Annotated in this window: 22 protein-coding genes and 1 pseudogene; 9 read left to right on the top strand and 14 right to left on the bottom strand. The window is 52.0% G+C overall.

The window, feature by feature from the left end; translation table 11 throughout:
• Positions 1-544 precede the first annotated feature (544 nt).
• The 4 genes from VMT62_02565 to VMT62_02550 all read left to right on the top strand — a co-directional run bounded on the left by VMT62_02565 (position 545) and on the right by VMT62_02550 (position 3,658).
• Entirely contained in the window at positions 545-1,042 is a 498-nt protein-coding gene (locus VMT62_02565; protein HVN95286.1) for a hypothetical protein, read from the top strand.
• Positions 1,039-1,227, top strand: coding sequence for a hypothetical protein (locus VMT62_02560; GenBank protein ID HVN95285.1), 189 nt, complete (start codon positions 1,039-1,041; stop codon positions 1,225-1,227). The genes VMT62_02565 and VMT62_02560 overlap by 4 nt, the downstream gene beginning before the upstream one ends.
• Before the next feature lie 366 nt (positions 1,228-1,593).
• A complete protein-coding gene (locus tag VMT62_02555) occupies positions 1,594-2,028 on the top strand; it encodes a MarR family transcriptional regulator (protein ID HVN95284.1) in 435 nt (144 codons plus the stop codon).
• A 49-nt stretch (positions 2,029-2,077) separates the two neighbouring features.
• Positions 2,078-3,658 (top strand): FAD-dependent oxidoreductase, encoded by a 1,581-nt coding sequence (locus tag VMT62_02550; GenBank protein ID HVN95283.1) that lies wholly within the window; start codon positions 2,078-2,080, stop codon positions 3,656-3,658.
• Positions 3,659-4,131: 473 nt separating this feature from the next.
• Here the strand turns inward: VMT62_02550 and VMT62_02545 are convergent, their stop codons facing one another.
• Together VMT62_02545 and VMT62_02540 are read right to left on the bottom strand one after the other, a co-directional pair.
• A complete protein-coding gene (locus VMT62_02545) occupies positions 4,132-5,895 on the bottom strand; it encodes a carboxypeptidase-like regulatory domain-containing protein (protein HVN95282.1) in 1,764 nt (587 codons plus the stop codon).
• Positions 5,896-6,095: 200 nt separating this feature from the next.
• The gene (locus tag VMT62_02540) at positions 6,096-6,905 is read right to left on the bottom strand and encodes a C1 family peptidase (protein ID HVN95281.1); all 810 of its coding nucleotides are present in this window, start codon (positions 6,903-6,905) and stop codon (positions 6,096-6,098) included.
• Between the two features lie 300 nt (positions 6,906-7,205).
• Here VMT62_02540 and VMT62_02535 point away from each other — a divergent pair, with 300 nt between their 5' ends.
• On the top strand, positions 7,206-8,813 hold the full coding sequence (locus VMT62_02535; protein HVN95280.1) for a 1,4-alpha-glucan branching protein domain-containing protein: 1,608 nt from the start codon (positions 7,206-7,208) through the stop codon (positions 8,811-8,813).
• A gap of 39 nt (positions 8,814-8,852) precedes the next feature.
• On the opposite strand, the gene VMT62_02530 is transcribed toward VMT62_02535, so the two are convergent.
• From VMT62_02530 to VMT62_02500, 7 genes and pseudogenes are all read right to left on the bottom strand, one after another.
• A complete protein-coding gene (locus VMT62_02530; protein ID HVN95279.1) occupies positions 8,853-10,034 on the bottom strand; it encodes an MFS transporter in 1,182 nt (393 codons plus the stop codon).
• Positions 10,035-10,049: 15 nt separating this feature from the next.
• A pseudogene (locus VMT62_02525) lies at positions 10,050-10,526 on the bottom strand (hypothetical protein).
• A gap of 15 nt (positions 10,527-10,541) precedes the next feature.
• Entirely contained in the window at positions 10,542-10,760 is a 219-nt protein-coding gene (locus VMT62_02520) for a hypothetical protein (GenBank protein HVN95278.1), read from the bottom strand.
• A 16-nt stretch (positions 10,761-10,776) separates the two neighbouring features.
• A complete protein-coding gene (locus VMT62_02515) occupies positions 10,777-11,256 on the bottom strand; it encodes a cytochrome c family protein (GenBank protein ID HVN95277.1) in 480 nt (159 codons plus the stop codon).
• A gap of 8 nt (positions 11,257-11,264) precedes the next feature.
• Positions 11,265-11,687, bottom strand: a complete 423-nt coding sequence (locus tag VMT62_02510; protein ID HVN95276.1) for a rhodanese-like domain-containing protein — start codon at positions 11,685-11,687, stop codon at positions 11,265-11,267.
• A 99-nt stretch (positions 11,688-11,786) separates the two neighbouring features.
• Positions 11,787-13,244: a UGSC family (seleno)protein gene (locus VMT62_02505; GenBank protein HVN95275.1), complete on the bottom strand. Its 1,458-nt coding sequence runs from the start codon at positions 13,242-13,244 to the stop codon at positions 11,787-11,789.
• A 21-nt stretch (positions 13,245-13,265) separates the two neighbouring features.
• A complete protein-coding gene (locus tag VMT62_02500; GenBank protein HVN95274.1) occupies positions 13,266-13,643 on the bottom strand; it encodes a hypothetical protein in 378 nt (125 codons plus the stop codon).
• 400 nt (positions 13,644-14,043) lie between these two features.
• Between VMT62_02500 and aqpZ the strand changes: the two genes are divergently transcribed.
• Both aqpZ and VMT62_02490 read left to right on the top strand, forming a co-directional pair.
• The gene (gene aqpZ, locus VMT62_02495) at positions 14,044-14,733 is read left to right on the top strand and encodes an aquaporin Z (GenBank protein HVN95273.1); all 690 of its coding nucleotides are present in this window, start codon (positions 14,044-14,046) and stop codon (positions 14,731-14,733) included.
• Positions 14,734-14,824: 91 nt separating this feature from the next.
• Entirely contained in the window at positions 14,825-15,340 is a 516-nt protein-coding gene (locus tag VMT62_02490; protein HVN95272.1) for a DUF6125 family protein, read from the top strand.
• Between the two features lie 108 nt (positions 15,341-15,448).
• Here the strand turns inward: VMT62_02490 and VMT62_02485 are convergent, their stop codons facing one another.
• Positions 15,449-17,272, bottom strand: a complete 1,824-nt coding sequence (locus VMT62_02485) for a KUP/HAK/KT family potassium transporter (protein HVN95271.1) — start codon at positions 17,270-17,272, stop codon at positions 15,449-15,451.
• Positions 17,273-17,429: 157 nt separating this feature from the next.
• On the opposite strand from VMT62_02485, the gene VMT62_02480 reads away from it, so the two are divergent.
• A complete protein-coding gene (locus VMT62_02480) occupies positions 17,430-17,855 on the top strand; it encodes a MarR family transcriptional regulator (GenBank protein HVN95270.1) in 426 nt (141 codons plus the stop codon).
• A 53-nt stretch (positions 17,856-17,908) separates the two neighbouring features.
• The gene (locus VMT62_02475; GenBank protein ID HVN95269.1) at positions 17,909-18,310 is read left to right on the top strand and encodes a pyridoxamine 5'-phosphate oxidase family protein; all 402 of its coding nucleotides are present in this window, start codon (positions 17,909-17,911) and stop codon (positions 18,308-18,310) included.
• A gap of 179 nt (positions 18,311-18,489) precedes the next feature.
• Here the strand turns inward: VMT62_02475 and carB are convergent, their stop codons facing one another.
• The 4 genes from carB to mnmG form a co-directional block, all read right to left on the bottom strand.
• Positions 18,490-21,732: a carbamoyl-phosphate synthase large subunit gene (carB, locus tag VMT62_02470; GenBank protein HVN95268.1), complete on the bottom strand. Its 3,243-nt coding sequence runs from the start codon at positions 21,730-21,732 to the stop codon at positions 18,490-18,492.
• The gene (gene carA, locus VMT62_02465) at positions 21,732-22,904 is read right to left on the bottom strand and encodes a glutamine-hydrolyzing carbamoyl-phosphate synthase small subunit (protein HVN95267.1); all 1,173 of its coding nucleotides are present in this window, start codon (positions 22,902-22,904) and stop codon (positions 21,732-21,734) included. Before carA ends, carB begins: the two co-directional genes overlap by 1 nt.
• Positions 22,901-23,569 (bottom strand): reductive dehalogenase domain-containing protein, encoded by a 669-nt coding sequence (locus VMT62_02460; protein HVN95266.1) that lies wholly within the window; start codon positions 23,567-23,569, stop codon positions 22,901-22,903. Before VMT62_02460 ends, carA begins: the two co-directional genes overlap by 4 nt.
• 135 nt (positions 23,570-23,704) lie before the next feature.
• Complete coding sequence (gene mnmG / locus VMT62_02455) at positions 23,705-25,567, bottom strand: tRNA uridine-5-carboxymethylaminomethyl(34) synthesis enzyme MnmG (GenBank protein HVN95265.1); 1,863 nt, start codon at positions 25,565-25,567, stop codon at positions 23,705-23,707.
• Positions 25,568-25,704: the final 137 nt, after the last annotated feature.

The following is a 25,704-nucleotide window of genomic DNA, read 5'->3' as shown; positions in this document are numbered from 1 at the left end:
GCTTCGGCCTGAAGGATCCGAAGACGTAATATTGTTCGTTGACTACCGTTGGGCATCTTGTTATCATAAAGAAAATGTTCAATAGGTGGAGAATAAAGGGGACGAGTGGTCGATTTATAATAAATTGATTATGGCAAACGCAATCAAGATAAGATTTCTAAAGGAACTGACAAGAAGATTCGGTAAGGCCAAACAGCTGTCTGGTAGTTTGTCGCTATTCGATATAGGGGATGGTCTATCACGGATATATATAAGATATTCCAAAGTACACCCGGGAAATCGATCTTGGTATGGGTTGAGGGAGGATGACTTAAAGCAGCTTGAGGGTTTCGACTCTTTTATCTGTTTTTTGTGGGATAATCAAACGGAGCCGGTCTTCATTCCATTTTCAGATTTCGAGGATGTGTTCCGTTCTTTAACTCCGGCCTCGGACGGTCAATTTAAGTGTCAGATTTATCACGAGGATGGACTAGAACTTTACATCGCGAATGCCGGACGTTTCTCAATAGAAAGTTTCTACGGTTGAAAAATAATAGATGATCGTGTGGAAAAGGGCAAAATTGTGGCCATGCCCGAATTTAGTCATTCACAAATTCAGACATTGATAGGCTCTATTGGCGCGATTAAGGGATACAGCGTTTGGATACCTGTGAATGATAGAAACAAACTCGATTGGAATGTGGCTGAAAAGTTTGTTTGCATGGATGAGCTCCCTACAAGATATAAGCCAATTAGTGGTGTCGTGAGTGAAGTAGACGTTACATGGTTGCAAAGGGGTTCAAGCGAAATGCGAGCGATGTTTGAAATTGAGCATTCCACCCAGATCTATTCGGGTCTTTTGAGGTTTAACGATCTTCACTTGGCAGAACCAAATCTCAAGCCGAAATTCAGTATTGTGGCGAACGATGTGCGGCGAACTCTTTTTCTTCGACAGATCAGTAGACCCACTTTCAGACTCAGCGGTTTGGCAGAGGTCTGCAATTTTTTGGAATATAGAGATGTGCATAGTTGGTTCAACCGAGTAAAAGGGGTGAGCACATGAAGCTTTGGATATTGAGTTCGGTAAAACGAGGGTTCATCAGAGAACCGGAAATCTTCGACAATCCATTTGAAGCCAGAAAGAGAAAGAGGGAGTTGCTCAAAAACTTCAATCCCGACTACGACGAAATTGCGATATTCAAGAAACAAATCGAACCCCGTTCTCCTGCGGATGGGTCGTTGGCATAGCCAGCGTCTGAGACAGTTACTCCCATACAGCCTTGATATTCAATATTGTCTGGAATTAGAGAAGTGAACTAGACACCAGGCCGTTCTACTCCTTCTGTTCGTGTATTTAACGGGAGCCAAGGTATCCCCGTATCAGGGTTCGCTAATCCTTGCGAAAGAAATATGAGTTGTTTCTCACAGCAATCTCACCATCATCCGTGAAGCACACAGGCGGGGGACGCATCCGATGCGATTGCGCATGCCTTTCTGAGACCAGTAAGCTCAGTTGATACCCGCCGCATAATTTGCTTGACTTTCTTTTCGGAGAGAGGTAATATAGTATGACGATCATGCAACATAACTATAATGGAGTCAGTCGTGAAAAAGATGCAAGTAGATAAGGTCTCTCAAAGTGCGCTTCTGCTTTTCCCGTTGGTGAAACGCCTGTTTAACGGTGATCCGGGCGATCCGGCGCTTACATCGCTCAGAAATCAAACCTACCACATACTCCGCATATTGGAAAGGAAGGGGCCTCTTCCTGTGTCCGCTATAGGCAGACAGCTCTTCATCGCCAAACAGAACATGACCACCTTGATCGACAGGCTCATGAATGACGGTCTGGTCGAACGCAAGGATCATGCCGTGGATAGAAGAATAGTAGAGATCACCATAACGAAAGGCGGAAGAAAGTCTTTGGAGGCATTGACACTCGGTTTGAAGGAAATTGTTGAAGCAAACCTGGCTAGGTTGAGCCATGAAGACGTCGAATCACTCGGTTTAGCCTTTGAGATCATACGGACCATCGTGCGTAAACTGGAATAATAGAAGGTCATGATGAACCGTGCTGAGATATCGCTGAAGGAGGTAAATCTTGTTTGAGCAGAAAATGTCGAGACGTGCTTTTCTGGCATTGTCAGTGCTAGAAGCAGCCTCCCTTAGCCTCGGCCGGTCAAAGGCGGGTGCTGTGTTAGCGGCAACGGGTAGCAACGCGGATCGCCCGGTTGTAGTAATAGGGGCTGGCCTGGGCGGGCTCAGCGCTGCCGCGCATCTTACACGATTGGGCGTACCCGTGACCGTCATTGAGCAGCATGCGATCCCCGGAGGATACGCCACCGCCTTTTTAAGGGGGGATTTTACCTTCGATGTGTCGTTGCACCAGATTTCCTTGAGCGCCGGCACGGCCGCGGTTCTCAAAGAACTGGGAATACTTGACAAGCTCGATCTTGTGCCCCTGCCCGGGCGTGAGGATGAAAAGTCGCTGATAGAGAGGCTCGCCCGAGACTTTCCGGCAGAAAAGGATGGGATAGCAGGGTTTATAAAAGAGATCACAAGAGTCGCAGACGAGATATCCGACCTTTCAACGAACAGGGAGAAATCTCAGCGCGTTTCCGTTCTCAACTATCCAGGGATACGCAACATACAGGGCAAAACACTCGCAGATATACTCAACGCCTATGTGAAAGATCCGGAACTCAAAGATCGTCTCGCTTACGGCTGGGGTGCCTACGGTTTGCCGCCTTCAAAGCTCTCTGCCTTTTATTTCGCCGTTGCCCGCGGCGGCAGTTTGAGGAATGGATCGTGCTATATCCGACCCAGATCCCAGAAACTGAGTGATCTGATCGCTGAGGCGGTTACAAGCCACGGAGGTAAGATCCTTTACGGCGCCCGGGCACAAAAAATCAAGACCGGGGACGGCGCTGTTCAGGGCGTCCTATTGGAGGACGGCAGAGTTCTTCCTGCTGTGGCCGTAGTGAGTAACGCCAGTGCGATCACCACATTCAAAAACATGCTGTCCCCAGGGGTAGTCCCTGATGGTTACCTCAAGAGGCTTGACGGGTTGGTACCGAGTATTTCGAGCTTCATCGTGTGGCTCGGACTGAACGGGGATGCGAGACAGACCATCAAATCTTATCGTCAGGGATTTAGAACCGGTCGCGGCATTGAGGCCGACTGCGGGGCGTGTATGAAGGGTGAAGCTGAGAAGGTATCCTACAGCATGACAGTTTACGACCATCTGTTTGATGGATATTCCAGGCGAGGAAAATCGACGATCACACTGCTCTGCTTGAGCGGCTATGAGCCGTGGCGCAGGTTCGAGGCCGATTACCGGGCCGGACGCAAGAGCGACTATTATAAAGAAAAAAAGAGATGGACCGACATCCTTATCTCACGGGCGCAAAAGGATATGTTCCCGGGGCTTGCTTCCATGATTGAGACGAAAGAATCGGCCACACCGCTCACCAACTGGCGTTTTACCGGCAACCCGGAAGGCGCCATTTACGGGTTCAATCAGACCGTGGACAACGCCTTCATGAACAGGCTTGATTGCAGAACGCCGATAAAAGGACTCTACCTAGCGGGCGCCTGGGCAACTCCCGGCGGAGGGTACGGTGGCGCGCTGTCCGGCGGCGAGAAGGCTTTCATCGCTATGGTGGAAGACTGGTCAAGGTAGCATATATCCTACCACGCCTGGCTACCTTCCATCACAGGATTTGGGTTTATTGGGGCTTGGTCGGCTAACCCCCCGATCACCCATCTTTCCACACCGTTGCAATAGTGTGCTGAGAGAGAAGGGTTACCGGCCGTCCACCGTGCGCATGTCACACTTCTTGCCTTGATTTATCATTCGTATCAGAATATAGTCTATGAATGGGGTGGTGCGCTACGACAAAAGGCGCACCTATTGGACTTGACTATGGGGCGGACAGCGCCTTTCAAACGGCTACGATGCGATACGCGACGAACCCATTCTCACCGTATCTTCCATTCTCAAGGTCTTGCAATAGTTAAAGGTATCTAATTGCCAGGAGGTGGTACTGCAATCGTGAACCTGGGACCTGAGAATGGAAATTCAAAAACGGAAGCCGACATCATCCTAAAAGTTGAAGAGGCCCAGATCAAGCAGTTGTATCGAAGAAATAGATGTCAAAAGGCTTTGGTTTCGAGGTGTGTGCTGAGCAAGAGTTTCGATGTTCTTGTTTTCTTCGAAACGACCTGCATGTTTATTCTGTAAAGGCGTGCTTCATAAGGGATTGTAGAAATGATGAAGCCACCTATCGAAGACCTTCCCCTGGGACAGTCCGTCGGGATCTCAAATAGTTCCTGGGCCGTACTCTTGTCCGGATTAGCAACGACGATCTGTAGAAGCAGATCGTCCGGATCGTCGCATGACACATTCGTTAAGGTGTAGGCCAGAGTTACGGGCAGTCCCAGGTACACGGGATTTGGCTGCGCCCTGACAAATCCGGTGAGCCCCGACACCTCGAGGGCCTCGCTGCCTAATGCTATGGCTTGCATCTCGTGGTCGGAAAGACAGAACATCTCGCTCATCGATTCGGTCTCATCGCTCTTTCCCGCAATTGCTTCACCCTGAGGGAGAGTCTCGTTTGCGGGGCAGGCAATGAGACTTTCCTGCAGCGCAACATCAAAGATACCTTGCTCCTCCGTTAGAGACTCGGTCGTCATACAAGCCGGCTCTTCCCGGCTATCCGTAGCGGAGGACTCCTCCGTCACAGCCTCCTGTGGAGGATACGCTCCCATCTCTTCCACAGAGGCTTGCCAGAATGCCTCTTCACTACGGACTTCCTCCTCGTCCTGCGCACGGATAGTGACCTGAGAATCGGCTGGCCCTAAAGCCGGGGCTTGACCCTGCCAAAGGCCCCAGTCTTGCCCACAGATGGCAGCTTCCGGTTCGTCGGGCTCAGCGGTGGATGCTTCCGGGAAATCCCACGGGGCAGTTTCCTGGTCTTTAATAGGCTCGGCTGCATCAGTTGTAACAGGATCAGCGTGAACGGTAACGGTCGGCACTTCAACCTCCTCTTGCGGCGCATTTGTTGTTGGGGACGAGAATATCTCAACGGAAATTTGATCGTTCAAAGAATAATGTTCGGCTGTGATTGCTGCCTCAGCGAAAACTGAGGACGTGTCGTAAAGGGGTTCCTCTCGGGCCATGATCTCGAGGTTGTCAGGCTCGGAACATATGTCTGCTTGAGGCTCCTCAACCGTACCGGGATCAATGTTCTCGCAGATGCTTTCGGCTGAAATCGCCTGACAGCCGATCTCATCGGCTTGAGTCTCGGCTATGATCGTCTCGTTCCACGGCTCCCCTGGGGTGGGCTCATTCTGCCCTAATCCCATCTTAGCCAGGAACGAACCCTCCTCTTCAAGGGAAGAGACAGGCTCTTGAACAAAAGCCGCAGGACGGCTCGTCGAATCGTCTTGTGCAGGCGTCTCGGGCTCTGTCTCGGTCTCTTCCACCCACGTATTGTTGGGCTTAGTGCTCGAAAGACAGAACGGTATAAGGTGAACGGGATCCAACTCAATGGTCTCCCCGGCGGCTACGATGATTCTATAGGTCTGCTCGACGTATCCGGCATGGGAGACTGTGATTCTGTATACGCCTGGCTCCATATCGACGATAGAGAATTCTCCCTCTTCATCCGTTGTTGTCGATGAAGCATTTTTCAGGGCTACCGAGGCGTTCTCGATCGGCCGGTAGGTCAATCTGTCATAGACTATGCCGGCAATGCCCCCGGACGCGCCCGTTGCACTATCGCACGTATGGTCCTGATAGCGCCGGGCAGCGTGCTCGATTGTTTCTATCTGGCCCGCATCCGATGGATCGTGCAGATCATGCTCGTTGCTCAAGATTCGGGCTGTCTCGCCTAAGTCGTCAACTATCAACTTCAACCCACCCACCTTCTTTTATATACTGACACAAATGCTGAACAAGTGTAATGATGTATGTCACAGGATAGAAGATAGCAGAGCTATGGCGGCTTAGGCAGGTTTTGGACGTACCGCCCTTAAATGAACGTACTCACGCTTGACTAACACAGAGATGACTGATTTCGAGTCCTAACGTATGCGCCGCCTAACTTCCTCTTACCTTACGCGCAGGCCAGAGGGCGGCGCAGGAAACACAATCGACGGATAATAGGCAATAGTCCATTGGCCGAAATAGACAGGAGATGCGGTTTGGGAATACGCGATGTTGAAGTATCCACTCTCGCCCCACCCGGTCCCCCAACTGTGTACCCCACGATAAGAATGGCATGACCACCCTGATAGGCGCCGTTCACATATTCATAGACCCCGCTCATGTATGAGAAGAAGTCATAATAGACGTCCATGGTTGTAACGAGCGGCCCGTACGTGGCCAGTGCGTTTTTGAGATCTTGTACTGAGACGGTCGTGGTGTTGACATATGACCAGGAGATGATTTTTCTGACGCTACCCTGCCATCCTTGAGTAGCATTGCCACACACATCATCCGACGATGAAGCGGTGTAGGGAAAGTAGGTCTCAGGGGGCAATCCCGTATCGCGGACATAGTCCGCTGCCCGGTTGATATAACCTCCGTTGCAGCTTCCGCAACTCCCCTGGTCTCTAACCGCGGTGACGCGGCCGTTTAGCCTCCAGTCAAACTGTGTCGTAAGCGTCGAGAGAGGCGCGGCGACTTGAAGTACAGGTTCGTTGCCGGTCGCTACCTCCTTGACGAGCCCCAGCCGCTGCCTTTTTTCGTGGTCCGATAATCGTGAAATCGATGTTTCATCAGCAATCCATCTTGCCCTTTTATGCGCAATCGCGGCGCGTATGTCGTCTAATGGCGTAGAATTGGCCAACGATCCCGTGAAAATTAGGATGGCCGCAATCGCGGCTAATGTCCGTATGAACCTGCTCACTAATCTCTCCGCCATGATAGCACTCCTTCACGATACCATTTTTAGTGGCCTCCAGGAAAGAGGCTCAAACAGACAATAAGCGTGCGTGTGATAGCGCGGGAACCACGGGGGGAACAAGATAACAACATTGGCACAAGAGAGTATAACATACTCCTGGCTATATCTAAGTGATTGGCATCACACGGACAGGCAGCCGACCCCCATCAGTTAAAAAAACTTTGGATGTGTGGCGAATCAGTGTAGCCAAGGGTTTCCCGTGATGCTATAATGGTATGCTGGCCGCGAGCGTAACGGCCAGGACAAGGAGTGAGGCACATGCCAGGTGTTTTCGCGCTTATGCTCCATAGCCACATTCCCTATTGCCGTAAGTCAGGGGTGTGGCCTGCGGGAGAAGAGTGGCTTTTCGAAGCCATGAACGAGACGTATATCCCTCTACTCAGGGCGCTCAAAGCCCTTTATTTGGACGGTATCAAGCCCCGGATAATGGTCGGCTTTGTACCCGTGCTTATGGAACAGCTTGCCGATGTCTACATGAAAGAACGTTTTCGCGCCTACATGGAAGACAAAATAGAGCGGGCGAGACGGGACGCGGAGCGTTTCCGTGAAGACAAGACGAGACAGGCCATTTCTCACTATTGGTTCGATCTTTACGAGCGCAATTATCATGCGTACAGGGTCGATTTTCACGAGGATATCCTGGGAACTTTCAGGTGGCTTCAAGATGAAGGCGCTGTGGAGGTGCTCACATCGGCGGCGACACATGGATTCTTGCCTCTTCTCGAACACGACAGCGCTGTGTTCGCGCAAGTGCGAGTGGGCGTAGAAACCTACAAGACATACTTCGGCCGTAGTCCCCGCGGATTCTGGCTGCCGGAATGCGCCTATCGGCCTGCCGAGTGGTCTCAAAAAGAGGGACGGATGCGTCGTGCCCTCGATGAGTGGCTCGCGGATCATGGCATCGAGTATTTTTTTGTGGAGGGGGTGGGTATCACCGGCGCTTCCTTTGTGCAGAGGCGGCATGACGACACGGGTCCTACCACTTATCAGGGTTATGGACTTGCCTCCGGCTGCGCCGTATTCGGGCGGAACGAGGCCACAGGAAGGCAGGTCTGGTCCCCGGATGAAGGTTATCCCGGCGATTGGAACTATCTTGAGTTTCACAGAAAGGACCACGAATCGGGATTGCGCTATTGGCGGGTCACGGGACAAACGGACAAGGAATACTACGACCCGGAGGCGGCCTCACGTTCGACTAAAAACCACGCTCACCACTTTGTGTCCCTTGTCTTAAGTCTTTTGGGCGAGGCCACGACCTGTAAGACAGAACCGATCGTAGTTTGCCCCTATGATTGTGAACTTTTCGGTCACTGGTGGCACGAAGGGGTGTCTTGGTTGGAAACTATCTATCGCCTGCTCGCGGATACCCCTGACGTTGTGAGTCAGAGCCTGGGAGACTATATCGATCGGCACCGGCAGGAGTTCTCCACGATCGCCATGCAACCGAGCAGTTGGGGTTTGAACGCCGATTTCACGGTCTGGAAAAACCCCGAGCATGGCTGGATCTGGCCTTACATCAACGCGAGCGTGTTGGAGGCTGAACAGGTTTTTGCCGGAACCAAACCCACAGACCAGAGGGGAGAACGCATCTTCAAACAGATGGCCCGGGAGCTCCTCCTCATGCAGGGCAGTGACTGGCCATTCCTGCTCTTTACCGCCCAGGCCAGGGAGTATGCCAACCAGCGTTTCCACCATCACCACCAGCGATTCCGTAAACTCATCTGGGCCGCAGGCAAATTAAGCGATGCGGGCAGACTCTCGGAGGCGGAGCTTGCAGAAATAGAGGACATTGATTATTGCTGGCCGGCGCTCGACTATTCGCTTTTTACCCGCCGGGACGACGGTAAGCCGTCTTCGTCCGAGTAGCGTCGCTCACACAATCTCGATCCCCCCTATTACCTCTTTTCACCGCTCAGGAATTCTTATCATTGCTGCCGCGAAGAGATTGCAGAGGGCAATGATTGCGCCCATAAGAAAGACGTACTGGAATCCGAAGGCGTTCCAGATTATCCCACCCAGAATGGCCACGGTAATGGAAAAGATGTGGTCGATAGTTACGGAACTCGTGAGCGCCGGCTGAAGATGATCGGGATGAAGGGCGATCTTTTTCATATAGGTAGAGCGGGCCATGTTGACGGACATGAGCATCTGATCCAAAAGAAAACATGCGCATGCGACGAGAAACGCCGTCCTCTCCGCAAAAAAGGACCTGGAGAAACCGTATCCGAGGCAGACAAACACGAGCAGCACTGCCTCCGATATAAGAACGAGCCGTTCCCCGAAGTTGTCTACGGCCCTGCCTAAGAACGGTTGAAATACCACGCCGATGACGCCTCCGATGGTGAGAAGCGTAGCTATGCTCTGTGTTGGCTGATGAAAGATCGTGACGAGTACCCAGGGGGCGAAAGTCAAAAACAGTTGTTTCCTGGAGCCATAGAGCACGGCCAGCACATAGTAGAGGCGGTATTCGCGGTGAAGGTTGAGGTACATAGCGGGCATATGGGTCTTGTCTCGCTTCATGGAGAACATGAAAACGGCCGCGAGACCGAAGGCCGTGGCGGCAAAGAAAAAGGTGCAGGGAAAGGTGAAATGAAGAAGCCTGAATCCGAGATATACAATGGCGCTCCCGAGAATGGCCGAGAGGTTCCTTACTGCGTTCAATTGTCCGAGACGGCGGCCGGCCTGGCCTTCTCCGGCGAGGTCCATGCCGATCGTTGAGGACAGGGGTATGAAGAGGTGCTGTCCAAGGCTGTAGACGAAGAGCCAGGCTATCATGATCGCGTAGACAGGCGAAACAAAACCCATAAGCAGCGAGCCAGCGGCGCTCATAAGCATGGTTACAGCGCCGAGCCGACGGCTACAGAGAAACCAGAGCGAGGCAGACACGAAGACCGTGAGGAACCCGGGGAACTCTCGTGGGAACTCAAGAAATGAGCGGCCAAAACCTGTGAGCGCGAACCTCTGGTCCAGAAAATTGTTGAATATGGAATCGAAGATGCTGGAGCCCATGCCCATGGCGAATATCGCGGCAATAAATAATCTGAGTTCCCGCGGCGCGCGGGTGATATGCCGAAAGGAGATTCTCATAGCTTATGGTGTCTCCTATTTCCCGGTAGCCATGATCATGAATCGGCCGTTTAAAGCATTTCGTGCGTTAGTCTCGACCACGATCATTTCTCTGAACATCCCTTGCACTCGCCGGATGATGTTTATTTCGCTCGTGACCGATTTACCCGGTTCGATCACAAGTTCCGGCCTCGGCTCTAAGTAGACTTTTCCGGTTTCCTGCGAGTAAATCTTTTTGATGACGAGCGGAAGGTTTCCCGTATTTCTTATGGTAATTATCTGTCTCTGCTCCGTACCCTGGGGGACTGTGATGTCAATCCTCCGCGGATCCACCTGAATCTTTGCACTGGGGGCTTCTCGCACCTCTCCCGTCATTACGATCTCAGTTTCTTGGGTATCGGCATCCGTAGATATGTCGATAGTTTTTTTGAAGGGACCCGGGAGTCCCGATGTGGCGTAAGTGATAATGAGGGCAGTCGTTTCTTTCGGTTTCAACACGCGCTTACCAAGCGCGCCCTCGGTGCACGCTCAGTTGGTCCTCACTTCCGTTATGGTGAGATCGGCATCTCCTACGTTTGTGAGCGTGACCGACACGCGGGCCGTAGCTCCTTCGTCGATGACACCGAAGTCGTGAGAGAGAGGCTCGGCGCTCAGTCTTCCAGCGCCGCCGTAAGCCGACCCCGTAAGGCAGGCAAGAAAAAGAAGTCCCATAAAGATAGCACCCAGTCTTCTCTGTTTCTTCTTCATTTCGTATTCTCCCCTGTCATTTATTCAGGACTTGAGACCCGTGAACAGACCGGACCTTTTTTTGGTAGTCGAAGTTTGCATCCTGACCAGGCGTATGGCATCTTCTGCAAGCGGCTTGTCCCATTGAGCGGACCGGAAGCCCCACTTCCCCGCCCGTTTCGACGTGTTTACGCCCTGCGCCGTGGCACTGCTCGCATTGGACACCGGCCATCTCAGGGGTGAGATCGTAATCGATAAATCCGCCGTCCTCCCCGTAGCCCGTTACATGGCATTTCACGCACCCGGGCAGATTCTCCTGGGAGGATTTCTTGAGACTCTCGAATGTCCTGGCGTGCCTTGTGGTGAGCCAGCCTTCTGTGAGGGTTTGATGGCATGAGGAACAGGCCTTAAAGCCCACGTAATTTCCTGAGGCATCCTGGGCATACGCGGGACTTTCTTGTCCGATACGCACACAACAGAAGATCAGCAAGGCCATAACCGCGGGATAGGAGAACATGCGCATTTCTATTTCTCTACGGGATAACCTGCCTCAATCCAGCCCCGTATGGAGGGATCCGCCAACACCTTGACGTCGAAATATCCGAGGGAAGATAGCTGAGCGGCTATATCGGAACTGTCCGATTCGCCTGGTCCGCAATCGCAATAGACCACGACGAGTTTGTCCGGCGGAATATTCTCGACGTCGGTGAGCGTGACTCTTGTCTTCCAGGGAAGATTTATCGCCTTCCTGATATGCCCTCTATTGTAGAGACTCTTTACCTGGGCATCAATTATCACCACGTCAGTTCCGGAGTCGATAAGGCGTTTAAGTTCCTCGATGGTAATGCGCGGAATCTCTTCGTGGCTTGCTTTACATATCCTAGCTGCGTAAGGCGTCATAGCTATCATGACAACCAGAATGAATGCGAGCTTTTTTAGTGATAACACCCTGTATCCCTCCTCTTCACAAGGCAGCAGCCTAAGACAAGAGTGGCCGCCACCGGATTCCCTCAATACCTTGGAGCGGGACCTGAGTCCCATAAGTCGTCAACGCCCGCTTTTCGTGAGTGTGGCGCCGTGCACGAGTTTCGTCTCCTGCGAAACCCTGAAATAGGACATGCCGAACGTATAAGCCGGTATGCCGCCCGATACAAGGATTGTGATATCCCTGGGGGCGATAACGACCGGAACCTTTCCGCCAGGCTTCAATACTTCTTCATAGGCAGGTATCCTGTCAGTAGGCATAATATCGTAGTGCAGCATGTCGCGGGCCTTGCTGCCTTCGATCCTGTCCCTAACCGCCTTTACTTCCTGTGCGGTCAACTCTTCGAACGGTATGCTCGTTTTTTCGTAGAGATATTTCTGCAGACTTGCCCTGGTGTAACCTCTTCTGTTCAGTTCTCTGGCAAACTCAGGCGCAAGCACCAGGATGTGTTTGGACGGGTGCGCGGACGGTATTGCCTGCCCTCGCTTGAACAGGGTGAATATGCGCCGATCGTGGCTTATATCGGCGACGATCGCATCGAGGATTGAATCGGCGCTCCAGACCGCCACAGCTCCTCCTCCGTACACGGTCATACCGGTTGTTGCCGTGTATCCGCCCACGGTCGAAACGGTGACCGCGCTCTCGTCCTTCTTGAAACCGATGCTCACATGGTAGGGTTCCCAGGGACTGAACTGTTCATTTTCGGCAAAGGTGAAAAATGTGTGGGAGGAAACGCGCCCTATGAGCGCCATATCGTTCTCCCCGGGCCAGAGATGACCGATATTTAAAAGACTCAAACGAAGGGCATGACCGATGGTGTTGTTTGCCCTGAATCCGTGGCCAATGAGGCCGGTTCCTGAATTCATGCCGATCTCTTTAGCTATGGGCCCGTGTACGATGACGGCAGGAAAAAAGGAGCCCGAGGAGGTGAGCACGTGCACAAGGTCGTAATCTTTGGCGGTAAAACCTTCCATAGCCGCTATGATCACGGGCAGATACTCGGGTTTGGCCCCAGCCATTACTGCGTTGATTGCGATCTTCTCTACGGTCGCTTTACCGTTCTTCGGAGCGACGATGCCGACCACCTCGTCTTTAGACCGGCTTGTACCGGAGAGCATCCATTTGACCCGCTCTGGCGTCGGCGGGATAAGCGGAAGCCCGCTGCCCCAATGATTGGCCAGGAAGAGGGCGTTGAATTTCTCCAGGGCTGCTCCGTAATTTTCCGCCGTGATCTTGATTATCCTGTCCATGGCGGTCTTTTTTGGTTTGGGATTCAGTTCCTCTCTGGTGAGCGGACGGGTCAAGCCCGCGATGAGGACCTGTACCGCGCTATTTGCGACAGGCTTTATCTGATCACGGCTTATCCGCCGCTGAAAGAATTCTTCTCCCGGCACCGCCACCCTTCGAAGTGTGGGCATTCCATTATCTTCAGCGGATAGTTCGGCATCATGGGAAAAATTGTCTGCTACGATATAGACAACCGGTTTTCCAAGCTTCTCTAACCTGATGGCACCGGACACGCCGGCCCAGCTGCAGGAGCCTCAGTCACCCACGCCGTACATGAAGACGTCGCACTCCTTGGCGATCTTTTCCGCCATGGCTTGCCCGAGGTCAAAAGGGCCTTTGTATCGTATAACCTCAGCCGAAGGATACCTGGTCTTGAGTTGTTCTTCCACCACGTCCCAAAAGTTCTCTCCGCCTTGTTTGCCGTTCCAGTAGATGCCTATTTTCTTGCCGTCAAGGCTTGCCACACGGGCCGTAGGCACGAAGACGGGCGGTGGGGCTATTTCTCCCTGGGGATTGAGTACCGCAAGCGTAACCGCGGCGTGCGTTACCCCCGCAACAGACAGAAAGCAGGCAATACACATGCATAGTGCGGCGGTCCTCGTCAGAACAAAGCGAATAGATCCGGTTCCCATATGGTTTCCTCCTGTTGCCCTTTGAATTTTTGAACGGCTGCTCATAAGTTGTTACATGCCGATCGCCTATTGCCTCTTGATGCGGACAGGCTCCCCTCTGGTAGCGGTCTTGAGCCGTGGTGTGCGCTTGTCGCACCGCGCCCCCGAAAGAGATCCTATCGTGCTTAGATAACTACTGCCAAACCACCTTGTTGTCAAGGTTTTTTATCCCGCTCTTCAATTCCTAGACGGCCCGAAAGCCTCCTGGGCACCTAACGGGTTCGAGAACGTGAGGTGCGGCTGGTTTCGGCGCAATATATGTATTGCTTTTTTTGTATACGGCGCATATGTTTATCGAGTAAGCAGAGGGGCATGGGGACGCATGTCGATTGCTTATAACCAAGAGCCAAAGGAGGACAATATGAAGAAATATGGCGCAGAGTTTTTCGGGACCTTCTGGCTTGTGCTTGGCGGGTGCGGCAGTGCCGTGCTGGCCGCTACATTTCCTCACGTGGGCATCGGTCTTTTTGGCGTTGCCCTGGCCTTTGGTCTGACTGTATTGACAATGGCCTACGCCATCGGACACATATCCGGCTGTCACCTGAATCCGGCAGTCTCCGTGGGGCTTTGGGCCGGCGGCCGTTTTCCGGGAAGCGAAGTCCTGCCCTATATCGTCGCCCAGGTGCTGGGCGCTATTGTAGCGGGTGGCGTGCTCTATGTCATAGCCAGCGGCAAGGCCGGCTTTGATGTATCTGCGGGTTTCGCCTCAAACGGCTACGGGGTCCGTTCCCCCGGAGGCTATTCTCTACTCGCTGCCCTGGTTACCGAGATCATTATGACCATGATGTTTCTCGTCATCATTCTCGGTTCCACCGACAAACGGGCGCCTCAAGGGTTTGCTCCCATCGCAATAGGTTTGGGCCTTACCCTGATCCACCTCATCAGCATTCCTGTGACTAACACCTCGGTCAACCCCGCAAGGAGCACAGGGGTAGCGTTATACGTCGGCGCGCCGGCCCTGTCTCAGTTATGGCTTTTCTGGGTCGCTCCTATCATCGGCGGCCTCCTTGGGGCGCTTGTCTATCGATTGGTGGGCAAGACCGAAGATTGATCGATAGAAAGAAAGCGTCTTTTGATAAGCCATTCGAAGATGCCCGATGAACTCTTGACAGCCCGCCTGAATTTTGGGTAGCCTATTGGCCGTGACGGACCGTATCAATTTAGGCGCGCTTGAGAGTTTCGACGCGGATCATCTGAGAGATTACCTCAAGTTTCTTCTCTGGCACTACCGTGTTGTGGACGGTTTCTGGTTTCTTTCGGTGGAAGAGAAATATGACCGCGCCTCGGCCGAACATCTCGACGAAGTAGTCTGGGGCAAGATAGCGGGCATGTCGGCAAAGGACCTTGTAAAAAGGTTCCGCATCAAAGACAAAGGTCTTCAGGGGTTCGCCCAAGCCATGGCGCTCTGTCCGTGGACCATGATCGTAGGCTTCAAGATTGAAGAGAAAGACGATGAGGTGACAATTACCGTCCCCGAGTGCGTAACGCAAATAGCTCGTGTGAAGCGCGGCTTGCCGGAATTCCATTGTCGTGACATGCATCAAAGGGAATTTGAATCCTTTGCACATGCCCTTAACAAGGACATCAATGTGGAATGTGTCTTCGCGCCTCCTGAGCATCCTTCCGACTGTTTCTGCAAATGGCGATTTACGCTGTAGCCTTCGCGCTTGGTCGAGAAGACAAATAAGGAAAGTGCGCGAGTGCAGCATCTATGAGGACCTTTGGAAGTGTGATGCAATGGAGGACCTCCAAGAAGTAAGCTACGATTATAGTTCTACTCTCGTGACCACACCGTGAAGCTTATTGGGCGGAAGGTCATGAAACTGAACGAAAGGAGGCGCGAGTCTCTTCATGATGGAAAAGATTTTCCAGAAACCGTTATGGGTAGATATTTCCTCCAGACCGTAAAAGATCCCTTTTTCTTCTATTCCGGCTTGTTTGAGTATGCCCTCGATGTTGACGACCTCCGTGTAGCCCATCTTTATCTCAAAAGCCCTTAGCCCGTCTGCGAGATTCTCTTTAAAAGAACTCGCGACCCCGTAGGGCTCATCCAGCGTGACTATTGAGACGATAATATTGTCTTCGTAAATGATGTTATTCATGAACATGGTATGGACAATATATGCCGGTATCTTCTGGGTGCTCCGCGCGAAGAACAGGGCTGTCCCTCGTATCCTGTTCAATTCCCGGTACAACTGGTTGTAGCTTTCGAGAAAAACATTGAGTTTCAGAGGGCTCATGGAACGATAGAGTTTGCGTTGTCCGCCCGTATAGATCAGTATGATGGAAAGAGGAATGGCGGCTATGACGAGAGACCAGTATCCTCCGTGGGGAATCTTATAAGAGTTGGACAAAAGAAAGGCCAGATCAACAACGGTAACAAAAACCGCGACGCAGGTTTTGAGCTTTTCCTTCCGCAGATAAAATATCATCGTCATGATTACGCCCGTGAGCGTCATGGTGCCCGTGACGGCGAGTCCGTAAGCAGCGGCCAGTCGACTCGATTCCCTGAAGAGAAACATAATGAACAGAACGGAGATTAAAAGGAACCAGTTGACAAAGCCGATATAGATCTGCGACCGCAACTTTTTGGAGGTGTAGTCTACCTTGAACATGGGCATCAGACGCGTATTGATGCCCTGGTAGACCACGGAGAACATGCCGCTGATCATGGCCTGAGACGCGATGATCGTGGCGATTATACTCAAGATGAGAAAAGGTATGTAGAGAAGAAGCGATTGGTGAAAGACCATGTCAAAGAGTACGTTCGTGGAGGAACCCCCGTTTCTTATGAGAAATGCACCCTGGCCCAGATAATTGAATGCAAGTCCCACAAAAACGAAATACCAAGCCCTTATGATAGGCTTACGGCCAAGATGTCCCATGTCCGCATAAAGCGCTTCACCGCCGGTTGCACAGAGGATTACCTCTGACAACACAAAAAACCCAGGAATCCCGTTATGTGAGAGAAACACGAAGGCATAGTAGGGATTTACGGCTTTGAAAACGAACGGAACGTGTATGCATGAGATAAGACCGAAAATCCCGATAGTGAAGAACCAGATAAGCATGATGGGTCCAAAGGCGCCCGCCACCTTTTCAGTCCCCTTTTTCTGAAAAATGAAGAGAATAATGGCTATAATACCGGCCAGAACCGTGAGCGTGATCTGTCCCGTGTCCTTGAAACCGGGGATGAGCACAATACCTTCCACGGCGCTCAGTATACTTATCGCGGGCGTTATGACCCCGTCACCTATGAGGAGTGAAACCCCTATGAATGTGAGAATCGTGACAAATACGATATGCCTCGTTTTCTTAAGAAGGCGAATGAGAATGCTGCGCAAGACAATAGTGCCTCCCTCTCCCTTTTCTCCGAGGCTCATGGCGAGCCAAGCGTACTCAATCGAGACGAGGATTGTTAAAGTCCATATGACGAGAGAAATGACCCCCATGACATTGTCTGTGGTCGGTTTTGTGAGAAGAAAGATGACGGTGACGGTGTAGATCGGGCTTGTGCCTATGTCCCCGAAAACAAGCCCCAGTGACTTTATGACCTCTTTATTGTCTGCAACGAATGAGTTCTTTGTCATGATATTGTCGCGGAGCCGACTGTATTCGGTTGAATCTTCACGTCCCGTTGCTTGTTTATTGAGCTATTTTACTGTGGGATTTGAAGAAAATGCAACTGAATATTATTTGCAGAAATTTTGCTTGACAATAGTTCTAACTAGAACTATATTACCTATCATGAAACCGGGTGGTGTAATCGCAGCCATATCTCTCATACGGAGTCTATCCCATGAGTTTATCGCGAGAGAGCTCAAAGGGTCAGGCACTGCGGACATCGCTCCTTCTCACGGCGATATTTTGCATACGCTCTATCTTACCGATGGTGTCCCTATGAAAGAGATTGCCAGGGGCATAAGGAAGAAGAAAAACACGGTTACCGTACTCACCGATAAGCTGGTTACGCTTGGCTACGTGCGTAAGGAGGATGATACGACAGATAAGCGCTCCACGCGGATCTTCCTGACAGAAAAGGGCAGGGCCCTGGAGACGACTTTCCGCGAAGTCTCATCGAAGCTCATAAGAAGAACCTATAGAGGCTTCTCGCGTGCGGAACAGGATATACTGATGGCGTTTTTGGAAAGGATAGAAAATAATCTGAGATAATTTTTTTACACTACTTGTTCTATATAGAACAATATACAAAAAAGGAGGTAGTCATGAAAGAACTTGTCGATTTTCTCAAAGCGAATCCGCTTGGTTGCCTGGCGACAACTAAGGGGGACAAACCCAACGCTCGACCATTTCAATTTATGCTGGAGGATGGCGGGAAACTTTGTTTTTGCACCTCGAACAAAAAGAATGTGTTCGCGGAGCTCAAAGCCAACCCCAATGCCTGCTTCAGTTGTTCCGGTCCTCAAACGCAGTACGCCAGGATATGGGGAAGCGTAAAGTTCGTGACGGACGCAGAGACGAAGAACAAGGTGATTGAGTCGAACCAGCTTGTCAGGTCGATTTACAGGTCCGCTGATAATCCGGACTTTGAGGTTTTCTATTTTACGAATGGAAGAGCGTTTCTTGGCGACCTGCTCGGCCATCCATCGATGGAATACCCCCTGTGACACCTGTGAGGGTGGTTTGCAAGAAGATCACCCGGTAGACGGGCCGCATTCGTTGTGACTGGACGGCTTCACGAAGAGAGGGCGGGGATTACGGGATCCCAACACATTTCCGTTTCCTCGCCTGCTTCTTCCTGCACTGACATTAGTGAGCGATCATGGCGGGGAGAAAACAGCGCGGATTAGCGTGAGCCATAGTAGTCCTGGAGGGCTTTGACTTTAATCGATCCCTTCCTCATAATCTCAATGGCATTGACCACGGCCTGAGCGCCGGACAGAGTAGTGGTGTAGGGTATTTTGTACTGCACTGCCCCTGATCTGATGAGGACCTCATCGGCCTTGGGGTTTCTTCCGCTCGGTGTGTTGATGATAAAGTGGATCTCCCCGTTTTTGATCATGTCCACGATGTGAGGCCGCCCTTCCGAAACCTTGTTAACAGGCTGGACTTCAATGCCGTTGTTGGCGAGGACCTTTGCAGTCCCTTTCGTGGCGCAAATCTTAAAGCCGAGATCGGAGAGTTTCTTGGCGATAAAAACCACATTTCGTTTATCCCTGTTCTTTACGCTGAGAAGAACGTTTCCCTTGGAAGGGAGGTTTTGACCTGCGCTAAGCTGAGATTTCCAGAAGGCCGCGCCGAAATTGCCGTCAATACCCATGACTTCGCCTGTAGACTTCATTTCCGGGCCGAGGATCGTATCGATCGCCCCAAAACGATTGAAGGGGAAGACTGATTCCTTGACCGCAACATGATCGATCTCGAACTCCTTTGTAATGCCGAGCTCGGAGAGCTTCAAACCCGTCATGAGTTTGGCGGCAACCTTTGCCCACTGGATACCCGTGGCCTTGCTCACAAAAGGCACGGTCCGGCTCGCCCTGGGGTTCACCTCGAGAACGTAGATTACATCGTCTTTCACTGCATACTGGATGTTCATGAGACCGATGACGTTGAGTCCCTGTGCAAGCTTATATGTGTCGGCCTTGATGCGCTCGATCACATCGTCATCAAGAGAATAGGGTGGGAGGGCGCAGGCGCTGTCGCCCGAGTGAATCCCCGCCTCTTCGATGTGTTCCATGATGCCCGCGACAACGCACCTGTCGCCGTCCGCCACGGCGTCCACATCGATCTCAATGGCATCTTCGAGAAATTTATCGATGAGGATGGGCCTCTCCGGGGATGCCTCAGCCGCTTTCTCCATGAACGATTCAAGGTCGGTCTCGTTGTAGACGATCTCCATGGCCCTGCCGCCAAGCACATAAGATGGCCTCACGACCACCGGATAGCCTATAGTGGCCGCAATGTTCTTGGCTTCAGGAAATGACTCGGCGATACCGTTCTCCGGTTGTGTGAGGTGCAGTTTTTTTAGAAGCGATTTGAACTTGTCCCTGTCTTCGGCCACGTCGATACTCTCCGGCGTGGTGCCGATAATCGTGACGCCGGCCCGCTTGAGCGGCACGGCGAGATTGAGGGGAGTCTGGCCGCCGAACTGGACGATGACGCCGTCGGGTTTTTCGCTCTCGGCTATGTCGAGCACATTCTCCAGGGTGAGAGGCTCGAAGTAGAGCTTGTCGGATGTATCGTAATCGGTGCTCACCGTTTCGGGGTTACTGTTCACCATGATTGTCTCATACCCCAGTTCCTTGAGCGCGAAGGCGGCGTGCACGCAACAATAATCAAATTCGATACCCTGTCCTATCCTGTTCGGTCCGCCGCCTAAGATCATGATCTTCTTCTTGTCGGATCTGCGCGATTCGTCTTCGGATTCATAGGTCGAATAATAGTAGGGCGTATATGCCTCGAATTCGGCGGCGCAGGTATCGACAAGCTTGAAAACACTCTTGATCCCTTTCTTCAGCCGGTCGGCCCGTATCTCATCTTCACTTACGCCGATGATATCGGCCATCTGTCTGTCTGAGAAACCGTATCGTTTGGCCCGTACCAGCATCTCCTGCGGTAAACCGTCCGGCTCGTTGTTGAGGATGGGCAGCTCCCTCTTGTGAGCTTCCAACTCCTTTTCAAAAGAGACAATCTCTTCGATGTTTTTCAAAAACCAGGGGTCAATGCGGGAGAGGTCGTAAATCTCGTCGGTGCTCATGCCAAGCCGCAGAGCGTGGCGGATATAAAATATGCGATCGCTGTTGGGGATGGCGAGTTTTTGTTTCACATATTCGGGATCGCTCTTCGAGGGCAACCTGTCGTTGGTGATGCCGAATCGGCCGATCTCAAGCGATCTTAAGCCTTTCTGGAGAGATTCTTTGAATGTCCTGCCGATCGACATGGCCTCGCCCACTGATTTCATAGAAACGGTGAGGGTTTCATCAGCTCCTTTGAATTTTTCGAAAGTGAACCGTGGGATCTTGACCACACAATAATCGATCGTGGGCTCGAATGAGGCGGGTGTCATTTTTGTAATGTCATTGGGTATCTCGTCGAGCGTGTAGCCTATGGCGAGTTTTGCCGCTATCTTGGCGATGGGAAAGCCCGTCGCCTTTGACGCGAGCGCGGAGCTACGGGAGACACGGGGGTTCATCTCTATGACGACCATTCTGCCGGTATACTGGTTGACGCCAAACTGGATGTTGGAGCCGCCCGTCTCAACGCCAATCTCTCTGATGATGCGAATGGATGCATCCCTCATGGCCTGGTACTCTTTATCGGTCAAAGTCTGGGCCGGGGCCACGGTAATGGAGTCCCCTGTGTGCACACCCATAGGATCGAAGTTTTCGATGGAGCAGATGATGACCACGTTGTCTTTCCTGTCTCTCATTACTTCCAGCTCATATTCCTTCCATCCGATGACCGATTCTTCGATGAGGATTTCGCTGATGAGACTGCTCTCAAGTCCTCGCTGAGCCAGGATTTCGAACTCCTCGATATTGTAGGCCAGGGACGCCCCGGTGCCGCCTAAGGTATAGCTTGGTCGTATGATAAGGGGGAAACCGATCTCCTTTGCCACCTTCCGCGCGTCTTCAATATTGTATGCAAGCCCGCTTTTCGGTATATCGAGACCGATTTTCTCCATAGCGGCTTTGAACTCTTCCCGGTCTTCGGCCTTCTTTATGGCCTTGTAATTGGCGCCGATGAGCTCCACGTTGTATTTGTCGAGGACGCCACGTTCCGAGAGAATAGTGGCAAGATTGAGCCCTGTCTGGCCACCGAGCGTAGGAAGGAGCGTGTGGGGCCTTTCTGCCTTTATAATCTCTTCAAGGATTTCAGGCACGAGAGGTTCGATGTAGACCCTGTCAGCCATATCGGGATCGGTCATGATTGTCGCAGGGTTGCTGTTCACGAGGATGACTTTGTACCCTTCTTCCCTGATGGCCTTACAGGCCTGACTTCCAGAGTAATCAAATTCGCAAGCCTGGCCGATGACGATGGGCCCTGACCCTATCAGCATTACGCTCTCGATGTCGGTTCTTTTCGGCATTATCCCTTCTCTCTGTTTGTCAGCATCATATTCTTAAATTTTTCAAATAGCCCATAGGAATCGTGGGGGCCGGGGGATGCCTCAGGATGGAATTGAACGGAAAATATGGGGAGCTTCTCGTGTTCTATCCCTTCTACGGTTCGATCGTTGAGGTTCACGTGCGTCACCCGAATCGGGTGTTCCTTGATCGAATCTACATCCACGGCGAAACCGTGATTTTCGGATGTTATGTATACCTTTCCCGTGGAGACTTCCTGAATGGGCTGGTTGGCGCCCCTGTGGCCAAACTTCAGTTTATATGTTTTTCCCGCAAAGGCTAGACCCAAAAGCTGTTGTCCGAGACAGATACCGAAGATGGGCACGCGTCCAAAAAGTTGTCGTATTTCTGTAATCGCGTACGGCACGCCTTCCGGGTCTCCAGGCCCATTACTGAGCAGTACGCCGTCCGGTTTCATGGCGAGAATCGTTTCAGCCTTCTCGTAAGCGGGCACGACTGTGACAGCGCATCCGACTTTTCTTAACATCCTCGGTATATTCATCTTGACCCCGAAATCCATGACCACGGCACGGAGGTTGGGCAACCGGGCCTCAAGGTTTTTAGCCTTGCGTCCTTTATTTGCGGTCTTGCTCGCTTGCGTCTTATGGCCGACCCCAGATTCCATTCCTTCCGTGTATTCATATGCCTTTGAACAGGTGACCTCTCTGACAAGGTCCACCCCGATGATGCCCTGCCAGTCTCGCGCCTTCCGAATCAGGCTTTCGGGATTCAGGTCTTTCGTGGATATGATGGCTTTCATGGCGCCGCGCACCCTGAGATGCTTTGTAAGCGCCCTGGTGTCGACCTCCTCTACGGCAATGATGTTATGTTTGGCAAAGTAGTTCTTGAGGTCGCCGCTCGCCCGGAAATTACTCGTGACCTTGCTGAACTCACGGGCAACGAAGCCTTCAACTTTTGGTCCCCCCGATTCCACGTCTTCATCGTTTACCCCGTAATTCCCGATGAGAGGGTACGTCATGGTCACGATCTGTCCTTTGTAGGAAGGATCAGTCATGATCTCCTGATACCCTGTCATGCTCGTGTTGAAGACGATCTCTCCTTGTTTTTCGCCCTCTATACCGAAACCCTTCCCTTCGAATACCGTCCCATCTTCGAGGGCGATGAGCGCTTTCATTTCTCCCCCTTGCATGCCGCCACGCATATGCCGCATATGTGGTGACCTATATTTCTCTCTTTTCTAAAGCGGTTCAACATTTCATAACATCCTTTGTGATCAAAGTGGCCTGCCGTCTCTTTTATGGCGGATGCGGGACAAACGGCGAGACAGGCAACGCACGCTCCGCAGTTCTTCTCAGTCGGTTTCCCCGTTAAGACCGGCATATCGGTGAGGACCGTATTGTACCTCACGTAAGCGCCGAAGACCGGATGAACGAGCAGGTTGTTCCGGCCTATAAAGCCCAGGCCGGCGATGACCCCGATGTGTTTGTGGGAGATATGCCCGCGCTGATTTTGCCAGTCGATCACCTGAGAAGCGGCAAAGGGCAGGGCACGGTAACCCCTGTTTTCGATCTCCCTTGAAAGTTGATACCCTATCATATCGAGCCTGTAGTTGAGCTGCCGGTAATGATGGAGGTATAGCTGTGTCGGCCCATGGGTGAGGGTGTCCATGACGCCCCTCGACAGGATGATCCCGAATGAAATGGCGAAGGGTAACATTCCCTTAATCTGGTTATCGAGATCCGTAAGCTCTTTGTCATAAAAGGACATATCACCGAAGCCAAAGACGTCTACCTTGTACTCCTTAAGACAGGCCGCTATTTCCTTGGTGCGGTTCTCCATATTTTTCAATAATCCTGGCTACCAGCTGTAATTCGCATCGTTGCGTTTGAAACTGCGAGGCGGAAACGACGTCGTATCCTTCGTATTTTCGGCTTCACTCTACCGGACTCAACATGCACGGCTATGCGGCCGTACCTACAGCACTCCCTTCTTCTTAAAATGGACCAGTAAGGCTGTGATGGAGGCAGGCGTAACACCGGGAATGCGGGAAGCCTGGCCAAGCGTGAAGGGCCTTATTTTCGTGAATCGCTCCACCACTTCTCTGGACAGACCCGATATTTCCCTGTATTCTGTGTCCGGAGGGATTTTCCTGTCTTCGAGTTTCTTGGTCCTCAGCACCATGTCCATCTGTCTGTCCGTGTAGCCACGGTATTTTACATTCAACTCGACCTGATATGCAATATCTTCTTCAAGATCATCGAACCCTGATTCGATGCGCTTGATCTCTTCAATGGTAACTTCCGGTTTTTTCAGGAGTTCTTCAAGGGTCGTGGGGTTCTTAATCGCTTGCATCTCTTTAGCCTTGAGCATCTCATTCGTTTCTTTCGTGGGTTTTAAACGTACGGAACGCAGCATCTGATGTGTTCTCTCTATCTTAGACCTTTTGTCCGAAACCCTTCTTACGCGCGCCTCGTCGACCAAACCCAGACGGTATCCTTTTTCGGTCAGCCTCAAATCGGCGTTATCTTCCCTGAGAAGGAGTCTGTGCTCAGCGCGGGACGTAAACATTCTATAAGGCTCGTCTACCCCTCGGGTAACGAGGTCATCGATCATGACGCCGATATAAGCTTCGTCCCTGCCGAGGACGAAATCTTTTCTACCGCTCACCCTCAAAGCCGCATTGACCCCTGCCATAAGGCCCTGGGCGCCTGCTTCTTCATATCCGGTGGTGCCGTTTATCTGGCCGGCAAGGAACAGACCCGCGATGCCTTTTGTCTCGAGCGTTGGGTAGAGTTGTGTAGGAAAGACAAAATCATACTCGATGGCGTAGCCGGGACGTGTGATTTCCGCACGCTCGAGGCCCTCTACGGTTCTCACCATGGCGATCTGAATATCGAGGGGGAGACTCGTTGAAAGACCGTTTGGATAATACTCCACCGTATCGAGCCCCTCAGGTTCTATGAAGACGCGATGGCGTTCCTTATCGGCGAACTTGACGAGCTTGTCTTCGATTGAGGGGCAGTACCGCACACCCGTGCCCTTTATCTTTCCCGTATACAAGGGCGATCTGTCAAAAGCTGCGCGAATCACCTCATGGGTTTTTCCGTTGGTATAGGCGAGCCAGCATGGCACAAGCCTGCCGGTGATCTTGTCCGTGAGGAAGGAGAAGGGCGAGGGTGGATCATCGCTCGGCTGGGCCTCCATCTTTGAAAAATCGATGGTCCTGCCGTCGAGTCTCGGGCAGGTACCGGTCTTGAGCCTTCCCAATTCGAGGCCAAGGTCTTTCAAGCTCTGTGCCAGCCCGAAAGAGGGGAAATCGCCCATTCTTCCCGCTTCAAATTGTTCGAGCCCGACGTGAATCAGTCCCCTAAGAAATGTACCCGTGGTGACGACGACCGCTTTTCCGGAAAATTTCTCGCCCCAGCTCGTTTCAACGCCGATCACCCTGTCGTTTTTTACAACAAGCCTTTCCACCACAGCCTGTCTGATAAGGAGGTTTTCCTGCCTCTCCAGACGTTTCTTCATTTTCAGGGCATACTGGGCCTTATCGGTCTGGATACGGGTAGCCCGGACAGCCGGCCCCTTCTTCATATTGAGCACGCGAAATTGGATACCGGTTGCATCCGTGTTGATCCCCATTTCACCGCCAAGGGCGTCGATCTCCTTCACAAGGTGTCCTTTCCCAAGGCCGCCCACAGCAGGGTTACAGGACATGTAAGCGATATGATCGAGATTGATCGTCAAGATAAGCGTTTTGGCTTTAAGGCGTGACGCCGCAAGGGCGGCTTCGCAGCCCGCGTGACCTGCTCCAATGACGATGACGTCGAAGTTTTCCATGGTCTTGTCGTACCGGATAAACGGTGCTACATTATAACAAGAATAGGCTGTATTTTCAAGAGCTTCGTGGAGGGTTGCTGCATAAGGACCGGTGATGGAGGGCGTTCCACACGTTCCGGTTCAATTTTTCCTGGCCG

It is taken from the genome of Syntrophorhabdaceae bacterium (assembly GCA_035541755.1).
Classification (GTDB): Bacteria; Desulfobacterota; Syntrophorhabdia; order Syntrophorhabdales; family Syntrophorhabdaceae; genus PNOF01.
The sequence above is the reverse complement of the archived record's forward strand: the minus strand, read 5'-3'. Positions and strand labels throughout refer to the sequence as shown.

Coding starts and splice junctions, on each gene's coding strand:
- VMT62_02560 (HVN95285.1), top strand. CDS start 1,039: ATGAAGCTTTGGATATTGAGTTCGGTAAAACGAGGGTTCATCAGAGAA.
- VMT62_02555 (HVN95284.1), top strand. CDS start 1,594: ATGCAAGTAGATAAGGTCTCTCAAAGTGCGCTTCTGCTTTTCCCGTTG.
- VMT62_02540 (HVN95281.1), bottom strand. CDS start 6,905: ATGGCGGAGAGATTAGTGAGCAGGTTCATACGGACATTAGCCGCGATT.
- VMT62_02535 (HVN95280.1), top strand. CDS start 7,206: ATGCCAGGTGTTTTCGCGCTTATGCTCCATAGCCACATTCCCTATTGC.
- VMT62_02530 (HVN95279.1), bottom strand. CDS start 10,034: ATGAGAATCTCCTTTCGGCATATCACCCGCGCGCCGCGGGAACTCAGA.
- VMT62_02520 (HVN95278.1), bottom strand. CDS start 10,760: ATGAAGAAGAAACAGAGAAGACTGGGTGCTATCTTTATGGGACTTCTT.
- VMT62_02515 (HVN95277.1), bottom strand. CDS start 11,256: ATGTTCTCCTATCCCGCGGTTATGGCCTTGCTGATCTTCTGTTGTGTG.
- VMT62_02500 (HVN95274.1), bottom strand. CDS start 13,643: ATGGGAACCGGATCTATTCGCTTTGTTCTGACGAGGACCGCCGCACTA.
- aqpZ (HVN95273.1), top strand. CDS start 14,044: ATGAAGAAATATGGCGCAGAGTTTTTCGGGACCTTCTGGCTTGTGCTT.
- VMT62_02485 (HVN95271.1), bottom strand. CDS start 17,272: ATGACAAAGAACTCATTCGTTGCAGACAATAAAGAGGTCATAAAGTCA.
- VMT62_02480 (HVN95270.1), top strand. CDS start 17,430: ATGAAACCGGGTGGTGTAATCGCAGCCATATCTCTCATACGGAGTCTA.
- VMT62_02475 (HVN95269.1), top strand. CDS start 17,909: ATGAAAGAACTTGTCGATTTTCTCAAAGCGAATCCGCTTGGTTGCCTG.
- carB (HVN95268.1), bottom strand. CDS start 21,732: ATGCCGAAAAGAACCGACATCGAGAGCGTAATGCTGATAGGGTCAGGG.
- carA (HVN95267.1), bottom strand. CDS start 22,904: ATGAAAGCGCTCATCGCCCTCGAAGATGGGACGGTATTCGAAGGGAAG.
- VMT62_02460 (HVN95266.1), bottom strand. CDS start 23,569: ATGGAGAACCGCACCAAGGAAATAGCGGCCTGTCTTAAGGAGTACAAG.
- mnmG (HVN95265.1), bottom strand. CDS start 25,567: ATGGAAAACTTCGACGTCATCGTCATTGGAGCAGGTCACGCGGGCTGC.